Annotated in this window: 14 protein-coding genes; 8 read left to right on the top strand and 6 right to left on the bottom strand. The window is 72.5% G+C overall.

Features of this window, described 5'->3' with window-relative positions:
- Positions 1 to 115: 115 nt before the first annotated feature.
- Positions 116 to 1,069, bottom strand: a complete 954-nt coding sequence (locus FS532_RS15610) for an aldo/keto reductase (RefSeq protein ID WP_144756358.1) — start codon at positions 1,067 to 1,069, stop codon at positions 116 to 118.
- Positions 1,070 to 1,172: 103 nt separating this feature from the next.
- Between FS532_RS15610 and FS532_RS15605 the strand changes: the two genes are divergently transcribed.
- A complete protein-coding gene (locus tag FS532_RS15605) occupies positions 1,173 to 1,817 on the top strand; it encodes a HEAT repeat domain-containing protein (RefSeq protein ID WP_144756356.1) in 645 nt (214 codons plus the stop codon).
- A 440-nt stretch (positions 1,818 to 2,257) separates the two neighbouring features.
- Entirely contained in the window at positions 2,258 to 3,547 is a 1,290-nt protein-coding gene (locus tag FS532_RS15600; protein ID WP_260852766.1) for a sodium/calcium exchanger protein, read from the top strand.
- A gap of 340 nt (positions 3,548 to 3,887) precedes the next feature.
- On the opposite strand, the gene FS532_RS15595 is transcribed toward FS532_RS15600, so the two are convergent.
- The gene (locus FS532_RS15595; RefSeq protein ID WP_144756354.1) at positions 3,888 to 4,577 is read right to left on the bottom strand and encodes a metal-dependent transcriptional regulator; all 690 of its coding nucleotides are present in this window, start codon (positions 4,575 to 4,577) and stop codon (positions 3,888 to 3,890) included.
- 22 nt (positions 4,578 to 4,599) lie between these two features.
- Here FS532_RS15595 and FS532_RS15590 point away from each other — a divergent pair, with 22 nt between their 5' ends.
- The 3 genes from FS532_RS15590 to FS532_RS15580 all read left to right on the top strand — a co-directional run bounded on the left by FS532_RS15590 (position 4,600) and on the right by FS532_RS15580 (position 8,383).
- Complete coding sequence (locus FS532_RS15590; RefSeq protein ID WP_186322081.1) at positions 4,600 to 5,484, top strand: CPBP family intramembrane glutamic endopeptidase; 885 nt, start codon at positions 4,600 to 4,602, stop codon at positions 5,482 to 5,484.
- A gap of 114 nt (positions 5,485 to 5,598) precedes the next feature.
- Positions 5,599 to 7,383 (top strand): phosphatase PAP2 family protein, encoded by a 1,785-nt coding sequence (locus FS532_RS15585; RefSeq protein WP_144756350.1) that lies wholly within the window; start codon positions 5,599 to 5,601, stop codon positions 7,381 to 7,383.
- A 121-nt stretch (positions 7,384 to 7,504) separates the two neighbouring features.
- A complete protein-coding gene (locus tag FS532_RS15580) occupies positions 7,505 to 8,383 on the top strand; it encodes a L,D-transpeptidase (RefSeq protein ID WP_144756348.1) in 879 nt (292 codons plus the stop codon).
- Positions 8,384 to 8,563: 180 nt separating this feature from the next.
- On the opposite strand, the gene FS532_RS15575 is transcribed toward FS532_RS15580, so the two are convergent.
- Together FS532_RS15575 and FS532_RS15570 are read right to left on the bottom strand one after the other, a co-directional pair.
- Complete coding sequence (locus tag FS532_RS15575) at positions 8,564 to 8,989, bottom strand: hypothetical protein (protein WP_144756346.1); 426 nt, start codon at positions 8,987 to 8,989, stop codon at positions 8,564 to 8,566.
- A gap of 32 nt (positions 8,990 to 9,021) precedes the next feature.
- Positions 9,022 to 10,209, bottom strand: coding sequence for a prolyl oligopeptidase family serine peptidase (locus tag FS532_RS15570; protein ID WP_144756344.1), 1,188 nt, complete (start codon positions 10,207 to 10,209; stop codon positions 9,022 to 9,024).
- Positions 10,210 to 10,278: 69 nt separating this feature from the next.
- On the opposite strand from FS532_RS15570, the gene FS532_RS15565 reads away from it, so the two are divergent.
- A complete protein-coding gene (locus tag FS532_RS15565) occupies positions 10,279 to 11,220 on the top strand; it encodes an SGNH/GDSL hydrolase family protein (RefSeq protein ID WP_144756342.1) in 942 nt (313 codons plus the stop codon).
- Positions 11,221 to 11,299: 79 nt separating this feature from the next.
- Here FS532_RS15565 and FS532_RS15560 read toward each other — a convergent pair whose 3' ends face one another.
- A complete protein-coding gene (locus FS532_RS15560; protein ID WP_144756340.1) occupies positions 11,300 to 12,076 on the bottom strand; it encodes a trans-aconitate 2-methyltransferase in 777 nt (258 codons plus the stop codon).
- Between the two features lie 2 nt (positions 12,077 to 12,078).
- Positions 12,079 to 12,876 (bottom strand): HAD-IIA family hydrolase, encoded by a 798-nt coding sequence (locus FS532_RS15555; protein ID WP_144756338.1) that lies wholly within the window; start codon positions 12,874 to 12,876, stop codon positions 12,079 to 12,081.
- A 177-nt stretch (positions 12,877 to 13,053) separates the two neighbouring features.
- Between FS532_RS15555 and FS532_RS15550 the strand changes: the two genes are divergently transcribed.
- Positions 13,054 to 13,731 carry a TetR/AcrR family transcriptional regulator gene (locus tag FS532_RS15550; protein ID WP_186322080.1) on the top strand — a complete coding sequence of 226 codons (678 nt, stop codon included), beginning with the start codon at positions 13,054 to 13,056 and terminating at the stop codon, positions 13,729 to 13,731.
- A gap of 77 nt (positions 13,732 to 13,808) precedes the next feature.
- Positions 13,809 to 14,474: a TrmH family RNA methyltransferase gene (locus tag FS532_RS15545; protein ID WP_144756334.1), complete on the top strand. Its 666-nt coding sequence runs from the start codon at positions 13,809 to 13,811 to the stop codon at positions 14,472 to 14,474.
- Positions 14,475 to 14,544 lie beyond the last annotated feature (70 nt).

The following is a 14,544-nucleotide window of genomic DNA, read 5'->3' as shown; positions in this document are numbered from 1 at the left end:
GGTGTGCGCGCGGGTCCGATCCCGAACCTCGGGCGCCGACTCCGAACGACAGATCCGATGTCGTACGACCTCGGATCCGTCGTTCCGAGTCGGGTCGTCGCCCGGACCACCCGAGTCAGGCCGCAGCGGGGACCTTCGACGACACGTCGGACAGGGTGCGCAGCTCCTCGGCGCTGAGCTGCAGTTCCGCGGAGGCGAGCAGCGCCGGGAGCTGCTCGGTGTTCCGTGCGCTCGCGATCGGCGCGACGACGTCCGGCTGCGCCTGCAGCCACGCCAGGGCGACGCTCGCCAGTTCGGTGTCGTGCGCGTCCGCGATCGTCGCGAGGGCGTCCACCACGGCGAGACCCTGGTCGGTGAAGTACCCGGAGACCTGCCCCTCGCGGTCCTTGCCGGCGAAGTCGTCCTTCGTGCGGTACTTCCCGGTGAGGAAGCCGGCGGCGAGCGAGAAGTACGGCACCACGCCGAGGCCCTCGGCAGCGGCGAGCGGAGCGATGTCGGACTCGTAGGGCTCACGGGTGACGAGGTTGTAGTGCGGCTGGATCGCGACCGGCAGCGCGAGGCCGTTGTCCTTCGCGATGCGGATCCACTCCCCGGCGCGGGCGCGGGAGTAGTTCGAGATCGCCGTGTACCGGACGAGGCCCTCCTGCACGAGCTGGTCGAAGGCGCGGACGGTCTCCTCGAGCGGAGTCGACTCGTCGTCGAAGTGCGCGTAGTAGAGGTCGATCCGGTCGGTGCCGAGGCGCTCGAGGCTCGCGCGGGCTGCGGCGGCGACGTTCGCGGCGCCGAGGCCGGAGAACTGCGGGTGCTGCGAGACCTTCGTGGCGATGACGACGTCGTCGCGCTTGCCGGACTTCGCGAACCACGAGCCGATGACCCGCTCGGACTCACCGCCCTCGTTGCCGGGGGCCCAGGCGGAGTAGACGTCCGCGGTGTCGACGAAGTCTCCGCCCGCAGCCGTGTACGCGTCGAGCACCTGGTGGGAGGTCTGCTCGTCGGCGGTCCAGCCGAAGACGTTGCCGCCGAGGGCGAGGGGGAACACGGTGAGGTCGCTGGTTCCGATGCGGGGCATGGGGGTCCTTTCGTGTGGGTTCGAGCGGTCCGTCCACGCTATGCCTCGACCCTTGGCGCGCTGTCTCCGGACGTCACGCAGCACGGTGCGCTTCCATGGACCCATGTCCGTGCTCACCGACGCCCTCGCCGACCCGCGCTCCTCCGTCCGGCTCCGTGCCGTCATGGACGCCGGGACCCACCCGGACCCCGCGGACCTCGACGTGCTCGTCGAGCAGTGCGCGGTGGAGCCGGACTTCTTCGTCCGCGACATGCTCACGTGGGCGCTCATCCGGCAGCCCGCCGACGAGGTGGTCCGCCGGGTGCTCCCCGAGCTCGAGCGACCGGTGTCGCAGGCCCGGAGCCAGGCGCTGCACACCCTGTCGAAGATCGGCGACCCGAGCGTCTGGCCCTCGGTCCGTCCGCTGCTCCGTGACCCGGACGTCGAGGTCCTGCGGGCTGCCTGGCGCACCGCCGCCGCGATCGTGCCGGAGGCCGAGTCCGGTGCGCTCGCACGGACGCTCGCCGCGCACCTCGGCCAGGGGGACCGCGAGACCCGCCTGAGCCTCAGTCGCGCGATCGTCGCGCTGGGCGAGGACACGGTACGCCCCGTCCTCGACGACGCGGGCAGCAGCTCGGACGCCGAGGTCCGTGCGCACGTCGCCGAGATCGACCGCCTGCTCCACGACCCGGACGCCGCGAGCGCGCTCGCGGTCGAGCGTGCCCGCCGCGAGGTCGCGCTCGGCCGCACGCGCTCCGCGAAGGGGTAGGCACCGCACCCTCGACGCCGCCCGCACGGCGTCGCCCCGCGCCGCCCGCGCCTCGTCGAGGGAGCAGGAATCGTCGAGTTGCCGGACGTGACCCGACGATTTCTGCTCACCGGATGCGGTGGGCGCGACCCGACGACTGCCTGGAGGCGCGTGGCGGGCCCGCCCCGCGCCTCCAGGCAGGTACGGGGCGGGTCGGGGAACACCGGGATTCGGGATGCCGAACAGGCCCGATCGGCTTGCACATGCGGATCGGAGCGCGCCAAGGTGGGTGTCGAAGGGGAGTAGCTCCCAACGCGTGCATCGACACACTGGCCATCACGACGATCGGCCCGGTGCACGTGGCCCTCGAGGCGAGCGAGACCTTCGGCCGTTCCGCCATGGCCGAAGCCGCTCGTGTGTGTGCTGCGTCATGGCTCGACCACTCGGACTCGAGGACCACCATGACCAACACCCTTTCCCCTGCGGCCGCACCCGCCGTCGCCCCGCCCCGGATGGGCGCCAGCGCCTGGGGTCGCATCGCGATCTGCATCGCCATCGCCCTGCCCGCCGTCGTCTTCCGCATCGGCGGGTTCGCCCCGAACGCCCTCGTCGACCTGCTCGTCTTCGGCGGGGCCGTCGTCGCCGCGTCGTTCCTGCTCGCCTGGGCCGCCGAGGCCGCGCAGAAGGACATCGCCGGTGCCCTCGCGATCGCGATCCTCGCGCTCATCGCCGTGCTGCCCGAGTACGCCGTCGACCTGTACTACGCGTTCCGCTCCGGGTACGACCCCGCGTACGAGCAGTTCGCCGCCGCCAACATGACCGGCTCGAACCGGCTGCTGCTCGGGTTCGGGTGGCCGCTCGTCGTGATCATCTCGCTGCTCGTGGCGCGGCGGTTCGTGAAGACGGGTTCGCTCCCGGCCTCGGCGACCCGCGTGCTCGAGCTCGAACGCTCGTCGAGGCTCGACATCGGGTTCCTGGCGCTCCTGGCCCTCGTCGCGTTCCTCATCCCGCTGATGGGGTCCATCCCGATGTGGTTCGGGTTCGCGCTGCTCGCGGCGTTCGTCTGGTACCTCTGGCGCGCCTCGAAGGTGACCGACGACGACGACGAGGAAGAGCTCGTCGGCATGGCGGGCAACATCGCCTCGATGCCGCAGCGGGCACGGCGCTGGACGATCGTCGCGCTGTTCGTCGTGGCCGCCGCGGTGATCCTGTCCTCGGCGGAGCCGTTCGCCGACGCCCTCGTGGACTCCGGCAGCGCCCTCGGCATCGACAGCTACTTCCTCGTGCAGTGGCTCGCGCCGCTCGCCACCGAGGCGCCCGAGTTCATCGTCGCCGCACTCTTCGCGCTGCGCGGCATGGGCGGCGCGGCGATCGGGACGCTCATCGCCTCGAAGGTCAACCAGTGGTCGCTGCTCGTCGGGTCGCTGCCGATCGCGCACGTCCTCGGCGGCGGGACCACGGGCGGGCTCCCGCTGGACTCCCGGCAGGTCGAGGAGTTCATGCTGACCGCGTCGCAGACCGTGCTCGGCGTGGCGATCATCATCGCGCTGCGGTTCCACCGGTGGTCGGCGATCGCGCTCGCGGCGTTGTTCGCGGTGCAGTTCTTCGTGACGGACACGAACGGGCGGTGGGTGCTCAGCATCGTGCACCTCGTGGCGGCGCTCGTGGTGTTCTGGATCAACCGCCGCGACATTCTGCCGACGATCACGGCGCCGTTCCGCCGGCCGTCGTCCCCCGCGTTCCGCGACTGACGCGCGCGGCCCGGCTGGGCGGGCCGGCGTCGGCGCGGGGTCGGCCAGGGCGGGGTCGGCCCGGGGCCGGCCTCGAGGTCGCGTTTCCTGCCGGGCCGCCGGGGTTCGGGCGGCACTTCGTGCGACCTCGGCGGACGTGAGCGGTGGGTCGTGCGACCTCGCGGCGGGCGGCCGGGCTGGGTGGGTTCGGCCTGCGGTCGGCCTCGAGGTCGCGTTTTCTGCCGGGTCGCCGGGGTTCGGGCGGCACTTCGTGCGACCTCGGCGGACGTGAGCGGCGGGTCGTGCGACCTCGCGGCGGCGGGCGGGCGCGGACGCCGTGCGGGCGCGGGCGCCGCGGGCGTCAGTCGGCGTCGGGGGCGAGCCAGATCGCGGACGCCGCCGCTGCCGGCAGGTCGACGAGGGACTCCTCGCCCGACGGGCCCCGGCGCGACACCGCGATCACGCCCGCGTAGTCCCGCACCTGCTCCACGCGCAGGTGCGTGCCGAGCCCGACCCCGAGCTCGTCGAAGTACCGCAGCAACGAGGGGTCGTCGTCGGACACCCGGTCGACGGTGCCGCACGCCCCGGGCTCGATCGCGCCGAGCAGTGTGCCGGGGGAGTCCGGCACGGAGCCGTCGGCGCGGGGGATCGGATCGCCGTGCGGGTCGTGCGTCGGGTGCCCGAGGTCGGCGTCCACCCGGTCGAGGAACGTCTCCGACACCGCGTGCTCGAGTGACTCAGCCTCGGTGTGGACCTCGTCCCACGAGTACCCGAGCCGCTGCACGAGGAACGTCTCGATCAGCCGGTGCCGCCGGACCATCGCCACGGCGACCTGCTGCCCGAGCGGGGTGAGCACGACGCCGTAGTAGGGGGTGTGCTCGATGAGGCCGTCACGGTCGAGCTTCCGGAGGTTGCCCGACACCGTCGACGCCGAGACCTTGAGCGTCGCAGCGATGTCCCGCGTCGCGAGGCCGGGGCCGCCGCGCTCGCTCGCCTTCCAGACGAGCTTGACGTAGTCCTCCGCCATCGTGGACAGGGAGGGCAGGCGCATGCCCCAATGGTACAAACAGCGGGTGACCACAGCAGCCCCCGCCCGTCGCCGCCGTTGGCCGGTCCCGCCGTCGTTGCTGGTCGGCCTCGCGCCGCTGGTGGTGTTCGCCGCGATCAGCGCCTGGCGCGCCCGCCCGAGTGACGACTACCCGACGCTCGGACAGACGGTCGACAGCGTCGTCCGGTCGCTCGTGGTCCCGGAGGGCATCGCCGCCGTCGCCCTCTGCCTCGTCGTGACGGGACTCGGCTGGTGGCGGATCGCGACGGTCGACCCGACCCGCACGAGTCTCGGGTGGACCTGGCTCGCTCCCGCCCTCATCGCCGTGGTGTGCCTGGTGCGGTTACCCCTGGTCGAGTGGTCCGCGCTCCCGGGGCACTACTTCCTGCTGCTGGCAGTGGGCGTGCTGTTCGTCGGGGTGTTCGAGGAGCTGATGACCCGCGGCGTGCTGCTCGTGGGGCTGCGCCGTCGGCTGCCCGAGTTCGGCGTGTGGATGCTGTCGTGCGTGCTGTTCGGCCTGCTGCACCTGCTCAACGCCCTCGCCGGTGCCGGCCTCGGTGCGACGCTCGTCCAGGTCGTCTTCGCGGCGTCCTTCGGCTCGACCCTGTACGTCGCCCGGCGGCTGACCGGGAACCTGCTCCTGCCGGTGCTGCTGCACGCGTTCTGGGACTTCGGGTCCATCGGACTGTCGGCGACGACCGACGTGCACGACCCGTCGAAGCTCGCGCTCGTCGGTGTGGTCGGTCTGTTCTCGTTCGCGGTGCTCGCGTTCGGGATCGTCGCCGGCGGGGTGATCGCGTGGCGGGACGACCGGCCGCGCCGCCTGCGGCGCCGGTGGCGGACGGTACCGCCCATGGCGGCGTACGCGGTGCTGGGGGACGAGCCGCGCCTCCAGTCCGTCACATGGTGACCACGGGCGGACTGGAGGCACGGGGCTGCGAGTGCGCACAGGCTGCGGTCCGGTTCACCTCGGCTTGGTGAACCGTTCCCCACTCGGCAACCGCCCGTCCCTAGCGTTCGGCGCATGCACAGATCAGCACTCCGCGGGGTGACCGTCGCCGCTGTCGCGACCGCCCTCGTCGTCGGCTCGCCCCTCGTCGCCACCGCGGCGGGGTACCCGAGCGACACCGCCAAGCCCGACCTCGTCTCCCTGCTGAGCGGGTACGACCAGTACTGGAAGTCGAGCGGGACCAACGACCTGCACGGCACCGTCCTCGACGCCGGGACACTCGCGAAGAACGACGAGCTGACCTCGTGGATCAACCAGCACGCCACGAAGGCGCAGCAGCTGAAGGCGCTGCAGGACTCCGAGTACCAGAACGCCACGAGCACCGCCTACGACCAGTCGATGACCGTGTCGCAGGGCCTCGGTCCGGCGCTCGAGAAGATCTACGTCGAGGGACGGAACTCCGGGAAGCTGCCGCTGACCTCGGCGCTTGTGAACTCGTCGAACGGCACGAGCGGCGCCTACGTCAGCACGGGTGACGCGAAGGCGCACTACAGCTACCCGAGGCCGTACCTGCCGGCGACGACGACCGCCACGCTGCCCGCGACCGACGACCAGACCGGTTGCGCGCCGACGAAGGTGAACGCGTCGTCGCTCACCGCGAACCGCACCGGCAAGGCGTACGCGTCGGCGGACGGGACGCTCGACATCACCCGCGTGCCGGTCGCCACCGACACCACGCACGAGTTCTCCCCGAACGACGTCGTCCTCGACCCCGGCTACGGCACCGTCGGCATCTGCACGGGCGGCTCGTACCCGAGCGGCCACACCACCACGGCGTACCAGGCGGGCATCACCCTCGCGACGCTCGTCCCCGAGCTGGCGCCGGAGCTCCTCGCCCGTGCCTCCGAGGCCGGCAACGACCGCATCGTCCTCGGCGTGCACTACCCGCTCGACATCATGGGCGGGCGCATCGACGGTGAGGCAGCGCTCGCCGCCCGCTGGTCGGACACCCAGTACCGCGCCGACGTCCTCGAGCCCGCGCGGAAGGAACTCGTCTCGTACCTCGAGCAGCAGTGCGGTGACACCCTCGCGAACTGCATCGCCCACGCGAAGGCGTACTCGGACGACCCGTACGGCGGCGCCGCGATCCCCGGCGGCACCGCCCAGGTCGTCACTGACCGTGCGTCCGCGGCAAAGGTGTACCGCGAGCGGATGACCTACGGCTTCGCGGCGACCGGCACCACCGGGCTGGCCCCCTCGGTGCCGACCGGTGCGTCGAACCTGCTCCTCACGGCGTTCCCGACCCTCACCGACGCGCAGCGCACCGCGGTGCTCGCGCAGACCGAGATCGCGTCCGGCTTCCCGCTCGACCAGTCCGGGACGGCCGCGGGCTCGTGGGAGCGCCTCGACCTCGCCGCCGCGACGAGCGCCACGGTCGCGGTCTCCGCCGACGGCACCGCGAAGGTCCTCGCCACCGGCGGCACCGCACGCGTCGTGACCGGTGTGCTGACGGCGCCGAAGGGGACCTCGGTGGCTGCCGGCGGTTCGCTCGCCCTCGCCGGCACCGGCTTCACCGCGGGTGCGTCGCTGCGGGTCGTGCTGCACTCCGACCCGGTCACGGTGGGCACGCTCACCGTCGCCGCGGACGGCACGGTGTCCGGCAGCGTGACGATCCCGGCGGGCACCGCCACGGGAGCGCACACGATCGACGTGGTCGACGCCTCGGGTGCCTCGGCGCTCGTCGCACCGCTCGCGATCACGGTGACCCCGGCCGCTGCCGGAACGGGCACCGGTGGCGGCACCGGGACCGCGGTCGTCGACCCGGGCACTGGTGTCCACCTGCCGGTCGTCTCCGGCTGAACCGGGCTGGCCCGGGTTGGTCCGGGCTGGTCCGGGCTGATCCGGGTTGGTCCGGGCTGATCCACCCCACCCCGACCGGTCGGCGCCCGCGCGCCGACCGGTCTCCCTTCCAGGAGTCCCCATGCGCAAGCGCACCCTCTGGGCCGGCGTGGCCGTCGCCGGCGCGGTCGTCCTCGCCGGAGCCGTCGTGGTCCCGCTGGTCGTCGGTCCACCATCGGCCGTCTCGGCGGCACCCGGCCCGACCGCGCCGCACGCGACGACCTCCGCGTCGCCGGTACCCGCCGTGCCGCACCTCGACGCCGCGGCGCTCGACGCGCTGCCGGAGGCACAGTACTCGGCCGTCATCGGCGGGCTGATGCCCTTCGACCGGACGGTCACCTCGGACACCGTGTTCCGGCTCCGGGCGGACGCGCCCCTGTTCGGCGCCGACCGGGCCACACCCGTCGCCCGGTTCGCCGCCTCGGACTTCCTCCGGCAGCCCACCACGGTCGTCGGTCTCGAGCGCGAGGGGGACTGGGAGCGCGTCCTCACCCCGGCGCGGCAGCAGTTGCCCTCGGCCGCCGGGGGATCAGCCGCGGCGCAGACCTCGGCGTGGGTGCCGGTGGCGTCGCTCCGGAAGGTGTCGACGCCGACCTCCCGCGTCGTCATCTCGACGGAGGACCAGACCGTGTCGATCGTCTCCGCGGACGGTGCGGCCGTGCAGCGGTTCCACGCCGGCGTCGGCACGGCGGACACCCCGACGCCGACCGGGGTCACCGGCTACCTGGAGCAACGGTACGTGGACCCGGCGCAGGGCACCGGCGACCACCCGATCCAGCTGACCTCCCTGCACTCGAGCGCCGCCGACGAACCGTACGGCGGACACGACGGCGGGCTCATCGGCCTGCACTGGAACGCGACGACCTCGGGCGCGGTGTCGCACGGGTGCGTGCGGCTCGACGCCGAGGCGGTGGCGGCGGTGGACGCCCTGCCGCTCGGGACCCTCGTGACGGTCGAGTAGCGGGCCCTGGCCGGTGCCGCCGGCGGGCACGTGGCCGCGACCCGGTCCCACCGGCAGGCTCCGCGCCCCGCTGCGGACATCGCACCCCGGTGTGCGCGGGCGCGATGTCCGGAACGGGGCGCGACGCCGCCGCGGCCCCGACGCCGCAGCGGCCCCGACGCCGCGGACGGAACGGCACCGTCAGCCGGTCGTCCCACCGATGAGCGCCGGGGGCTCGGTCGAGTCCGAGGGGTTGATCTTTGTCACGGCCTGCGCCCGGATCTGGTCGACCCCGGCCGTATCGAAGGTCAGCAGGCCGACCCAGTCCTGTCCGGCGTCGACCCAGCGACCGTCCTGCTGCTCGTCGACGATGACGTGGTCGTCCGGGGTGCCGGCGAAGGCCGTCGCGTCGACGGTGACCCAACGCCGCTCGGTGCACGCGATCCGCCAGACGACCGTCCCCGCGGCGTGGTCGGCGGCGAGTGCTTCCGCCGTGCAGCCAGGAGCCCCGGGATCACGGTGCGAGGTCGAGTCGGCCGCCGCCGCGGTGACCGCGGACGCAGGAGTGTTCGTGAGGCCGACGAGCGCGGCTGCCGCCAGGATGCCGATGGTGGTCCGGATGGTCATCGTTGTCTCCGATCTGTTGGTGGGTGGGATGGTCACTGGTGCCCGAGCGCGGCGTCCACGAACGCTGTCGTGTCCTCGAGCGCGGCCGCGATCGTGTCGGCGTGCGAGACACCGGGCAGCGACCGGAAGCGGACGGGTTCCCCGGCCTCGACGAGGTCTGCTGCCCACGCAGCGGTCACCGCGTAGGGGACGTCGACGTCGGCCGTTCCGTGCGCGAGCAGTACAGGTCGGTCGAAGCCGGATTCCGGCATGGCGAGGTACGACCTGACGGCCGTCACGAGCGAGGGGTCCGAGGCGAGCGGCTGCTCGAAGAACGAACCGAGGGGGACGTCCTCGAGCGACGCGCTGAGTTCGGCGAGGCACTGTTCGCGGCCGAGTCGGAGCGCCTCGCGGCCGGTCTCACCGAGGACGGCGTCGAGCTGTGGCGCGACGAGGCGGATGCCGTTGAGCATGTACGTGACGTAGGCCGTGACGTGCGGGTCGACCGGCTCGGCGGGGTTGCCCGGGCCGAGCGGCAGGATGCTCTCGGCGATCCGCGCGGGTGTGCCGGTGCCGACCGTGCCGCGGAACGCCAGGTCAGGGCCCCCGAACGACGTGGCCCACCGACCGGCCGCGACCGCCGCTCCCGCTCCCTGGGAGTGACCGACCGAGACCCACGCGGAGGCCAGGTCGTCGTCCGGTGTCGGCGTCCGATCGGTGGTGTTGTGCGCGGCCGTCACCATGTCGACGACGTTGTGGGCCACCGAAGCTGCGTCGAGGTACGCGTGCTCTCCGGCGGTGCCCAGGCCGGCGTAGTCGCTCGCGGCGATCGCGTACCCTCGACCGAGCCAGTGCTCGAGGTACGCCACGTCGCGGTCCCGGTCGTAGGGGCCGCTGACCGACGGAGCGCAGGCGTCCGCGATGCCCTGCGTCCCGTGTGCCCAGGAGACCACCGGCCAACCGCCCGGTGGCGGCGAGCCCTCCGGGGTGTACACGAGGCCGCTGCTGAGTGCCGCGCGACCGTGGACGTCGGAGGTCAGGTACTCGATGCGCGTCGACGTCGCGGCGTTCGCCGGCACCCAGTCCGCTGCGAGCGGTACGGCGGACACGACGGCACCGCGCGGAATGCCGTCGTCGGCAGTCGGGGCGGTGGCACCCAGGCCGTGCGCGCTTGCCGGGGCGGCGGTCGCGAGCACGAGGGCTGTGGGGAGCGCGAAGGAGATGAAGGTCTTCGTTGACATGGTTGCAGTGAACCGGTAAAAAACTCAACATGTCAAGCATCACATTGGAGTGGTGCGGAGGAGGGAACGATGCGACAGACGACGAACAGGACCTTCGGGATGACCACGGCGAGCCTCGCAACGGCACTGGTGATCACCGCAACGGTCGGGATCGCGCCGGCGAGCGCCGCAACGGCGGAGGGCGGCCAGTGGGCGGTCCTCGGCGATTCCTACACGGCGGGTTTCTTCGCCGGGGAGCAGCTCGAGCCGGAGGACGGCTGCATGCGGACGAGTGGGTCCTACCCGGTCCTCGCGCACCGAGCGGCACGGCCCGACTTGGAGCTGGTCAACGTGTCGTGCGTCGCCGCCGAGACCAGCAACGTCTGGGACCCGCAGACGCCAGCCGGCGGTGGCGAGGCCGTCGCGCCGCAGATCGAGGCGCTCTCCGACCGGACGGAGGTGGTCACGATCGGCCTCGGCGGCAACTCGATGGGATTCGGCGAACTGCTCGAACGGTGCCTCGTCCTCGGGATCGGAGCCGTCGAGAAGCCCGGTGCGCCGTGCACCAGCGCCTACGGGGCGGACGTCGGCTCCGGGTCCATCGGGTCCGACCTGGAGGCCCGGCTCGCCGCGGTGGGCGAGGAGTACGGACGCATGCTCGCCGACGTCCGGCGGGCTGCTCCGAACGCTCAGGTCGTCGTGGTCGGGTACCCGCAGCTCGCCCCGGCGGACCCGCAGACCTGCACGTGGAAGTCCTCGACGCAGTTCTCGTTCACCACCCGCGCAGACCTGCCGTTCTTCCGGCTCGTCGAGGAACGGCTCAACACCTTGCAGTCAGCGCTCGCCGTGGTGCACGGCGCCGAGTACGTCGACCTCGCGTCCGCCAACGAGGGTGAGGACGTCTGTGCCGACCCGGCGACACGGTGGATCGAGGGCCTCCAGGGGGCTGACGGATCGAACACGCTGGTGCACCCGAACGAGCGTGGACACGCAGCGGCAGCCGAGCTCGTGGCGGCCGCGGTGCGCGACTGAGCCGTGCACCCGCGGGCGCGGTGCCCCCGCTCCCGCGGGTGCGGCCACGTGCGCCGGAACGCGATCGTGCCGACGCGCCTCAGGGCTTGCGGCCGACGGCGAAGACCCGGCGGAACGGGTACACCGTGCCGTGGGTGCTCGCCGGGTACGCCTCGCGCAGGGCGGCGGCGTAGCGAGCCTCGTACGCCGCCGTCAGTTCGCCGGACGGGTCAGCGGCATCGAGCGCCTGCAGCGCCGGACGGAGCCCGGTCCCGCGCACCCAGGCCAAGACCGGGTCCTCGCCGGGCAGGAGCTGCGCGTACGTGGTCTCCCACGCGCGTGCCTCGAACCCGCCGTCGAGCATGATGCCGAGGTAGCCCGCGGGGTCGAGCACCGGGTCCGCGCGGAGCACCCCGTCGAGCGCGGAGGCCCACGGGCCGTCGGCGGCGACGGACCGCATGAGCGCGTGCGACGGCGACCCGAAGTTGCCCGGCACCTGCATCGCGAACCACGACCCTGACGGCATCGCGTCGAGCCACCGGGGCAGCACGGACGCGTGCGACGGCACCCACTGCAGCGCCGCGTTCGTCACGACGACGTCGTCCGTGGGGCCAGGCGTCCAGTCCTCGATCGAGCCCAGCTCGAACGACAACCCCGCGCCGCCCGGTGCCGACGCGAGCATCTCCGCCGAGCTGTCGATCCCGACCACCGACGCGGAGGGCCACCGCGCTGCCAACGTGGCGGTGAGGGTCCCGGGACCGCAGCCGAGGTCGACGACGCGACGTGGAGCCTCCAGGCCGACCTGGGCGACCAGATCGTGGAACGGACGCGACCGCTCGTCGCTGAAGGCCGCGTAGCGGGCCGGGTCCCACTGCACGACTACATCTCGACTTCGATGGGCTCCGTGCGGACGAGTTCGTGCACGCCGGAGATGACCTCGCTCGGGCGGAACGGGTAGCGGTCGATCTCGGCCTGGTCGCTGATGCCGGTCATCACGAGGACGGTGTGGAGCCCGGCCTCGATGCCGGCCTGGACGTCGGTGTCCATCCGGTCGCCGATCATGCCGGTGTTCTCGGAGTGCGCGCCGATCCGGTTCATCGCCGAGCGGAACATCATCGGGTTCGGCTTGCCGACCACGTACGGCTGCTTGCCGGTGGCCTTCTCGATCATCGCGGCGATCGCTCCCGTCGCGGGCAGCACGCCCTCGGCGCTCGGGCCGGTCGCGTCCGGGTTGGTGACGATGAAGCGAGCACCATCGCGGATGAGGCGGACGGCCTTGGTGATCGCCTCGAACGAGTAGTTCCGGGTCTCGCCGACGACGACGTAGTCGGGTGCGGTCTCGGTCATGATGAAGCCGGCCTCGTGCAGCGCCGTGGTCATGCCCGCTTCGCCGATCACGAACGCGGAGCCGCCCGGCATCTGGGACTTGCAGAAGTCCGCCGTGGCGAGTGCGCTCGTCCAGATACGGTCCTCGGGCACGTCGATGCCGGACCACCGGAGGCGGGCGCTGAGGTCGCGCGGGGTGAAGATCGAGTTGTTCGTCAGGACGAGGAACTCCGTGCCCTCGTCGAGCCACTGCTGGATCAGCTCGGGCGCCCCGGGGAGCGCCTGGTTCTCGTGCACGAGCACGCCGTCCATGTCGGTCAGCCAGCACTCGACCTCGTCGCGGGTTGCCATGGTCCTCACCCTACTGGGCGGCGGTGACGGCCCGGCTCGGCGCTGGCCATGAGAAGGCCGGGAGGCACGGATCGGCTCTTGCGCGCCGGTCACGGACCCGAGATGGTCGAGACACCGAACGCCGGTCGGCTTTGCCCTAGGCTTTTCGGGACACGTACTGAAACAAGGAGATCCACCGTGCTCGTCGAACCCGGAACCCCGACCGTCACACCCCGGCCCGCTGCGGCGCCGGAGCAGGCCGAGGTGACCCCGCGACGACGCCGTGGCCGTCCCAACGTGCTCAGCCGCGAGCAGGTGATCGACGCCGCCACCGCCATCGCGAACGAGGACGGCCTCGACCGGCTGTCGTTCCGTGCGCTCGGTGTCCGGCTCGGCGTCGCACCGATGACCGTGCACCGGACCATCGGCGGCCTCGACGACCTGCACGCCGAACTCGTGCGGCGCACCGTCGACGAGTTCACCGCGACGTTCGTGTGGCCGGACGAGTGGCACGCCGTGGTGCGGGTCTTCGCGACGACGTTCCGCGACCTCATGCTGACGCACCCCCTCGTGCTCGAGTCGCACAGCCGCCGGGGCGCCCTGGTGTCGACCGAGTCCGACGCCGTCGTGGCGAAGGTCGTCGGTGCGCTCCGGTCCGCCGGCCTGTCCGACGCCGAGGCGATGTACGCGTTCTTCGTCGTGTACGACTTCGTGGTCGGGCACACCGGTGTGCAGGTGGGCCGGGGCTCGGCCGAGGCCGGGCGTCCGGAGCGGCACGCGCTCGTGGGGGAGCTCCTCGGCGAGCACTCGTACGACGCCCGGTTCGCGCTGGGTCTCGACGTGCTCATCGCGGGGATCGAGTCCCGCGTCCGCTGACGGGTCGTGCCAGCCGGTCGTGCCGACCCTCGCACGGTGCGACGGTGCGCGTGGCGGGCGCGCCGTACGCTGGGGACGTGACCCAGCGCCTCCCGACCGATCCCGGTGACGCGCCGGAGCCGCAGCCCACGCACGAGGCGACCACCCACGGGGTGGGGCCGCACCCCGAGCCGTGGCCGGACGACCCGAGGCTCGACCCGGAGTTGCTGGCGAACGGGGACACCCGCAACGTCGTCGACCGGTTCCGGTACTGGTCGATGGACGCGATCGTCGCCGAGCTCGACACGCACCGGCACGCGTTCGACGTGGCGATCGAGAACTGGCAGCACGACCTCAACATCGGGTCGATCGTCCGGAGTGCCAACGCGTTCCTCGCGGGGACGGTGCACATCATCGGGCGCCGACGGTGGAACAAGCGCGGTGCGATGGTCACCGACCGGTACCAGCACGTGCGGTACCACCCCGACGTGTCGTCGTTCCTCGAGGCGATGCGTGCGGAGGGTCGCCCGGTGATCGCGATCGACAACACCCCCGGGGCGTCACGCATCGAGACGGCGCCGATCCCGGAGCGGTGCGTGTTCCTGTTCGGGCAGGAGGGGCCCGGGCTCACGGACGAGGCCGTCGCCGGAGCGGACGGGCACCTCGAGATCACGCAGTTCGGGTCGACGCGGAGCATCAACGCCTCGGCTGCCGCGGCGATCGTGATGCACAGCTGGGTCGTCCAGCACGCCGAGCTGCCCTGACCCGTCGGCGGCGCGCCCGGGCTGTCCCCCGAACGGGGTGAACCGCAGGGTGAAAAACACTCGTTTGGAC

Source organism: Curtobacterium pusillum, assembly GCF_007673235.1.
GTDB classification, from domain to species: Bacteria; Actinomycetota; Actinomycetes; order Actinomycetales; family Microbacteriaceae; genus Curtobacterium; species Curtobacterium pusillum_C.
The sequence above is the reverse complement of the archived record's forward strand: the minus strand, read 5'-3'. Positions and strand labels throughout refer to the sequence as shown.

Bases quoted from the DNA above. Each gene is read 5' to 3' on its own strand.
- FS532_RS15565 (WP_144756342.1), top strand. From the start codon at position 10,279: ATGCGACAGACGACGAACAGGACCTTCGGGATGACCACGGCGAGCCTC.
- FS532_RS15555 (WP_144756338.1), bottom strand. From the start codon at position 12,876: ATGGCAACCCGCGACGAGGTCGAGTGCTGGCTGACCGACATGGACGGC.
- FS532_RS15605 (WP_144756356.1), top strand. From the start codon at position 1,173: ATGTCCGTGCTCACCGACGCCCTCGCCGACCCGCGCTCCTCCGTCCGG.
- FS532_RS15570 (WP_144756344.1), bottom strand. From the start codon at position 10,209: ATGTCAACGAAGACCTTCATCTCCTTCGCGCTCCCCACAGCCCTCGTG.
- FS532_RS15600 (WP_260852766.1), top strand. From the start codon at position 2,258: ATGACCAACACCCTTTCCCCTGCGGCCGCACCCGCCGTCGCCCCGCCC.
- FS532_RS15585 (WP_144756350.1), top strand. From the start codon at position 5,599: ATGCACAGATCAGCACTCCGCGGGGTGACCGTCGCCGCTGTCGCGACC.
- FS532_RS15595 (WP_144756354.1), bottom strand. From the start codon at position 4,577: ATGCGCCTGCCCTCCCTGTCCACGATGGCGGAGGACTACGTCAAGCTC.
- FS532_RS15610 (WP_144756358.1), bottom strand. From the start codon at position 1,069: ATGCCCCGCATCGGAACCAGCGACCTCACCGTGTTCCCCCTCGCCCTC.
- FS532_RS15575 (WP_144756346.1), bottom strand. From the start codon at position 8,989: ATGACCATCCGGACCACCATCGGCATCCTGGCGGCAGCCGCGCTCGTC.
- FS532_RS15580 (WP_144756348.1), top strand. From the start codon at position 7,505: ATGCGCAAGCGCACCCTCTGGGCCGGCGTGGCCGTCGCCGGCGCGGTC.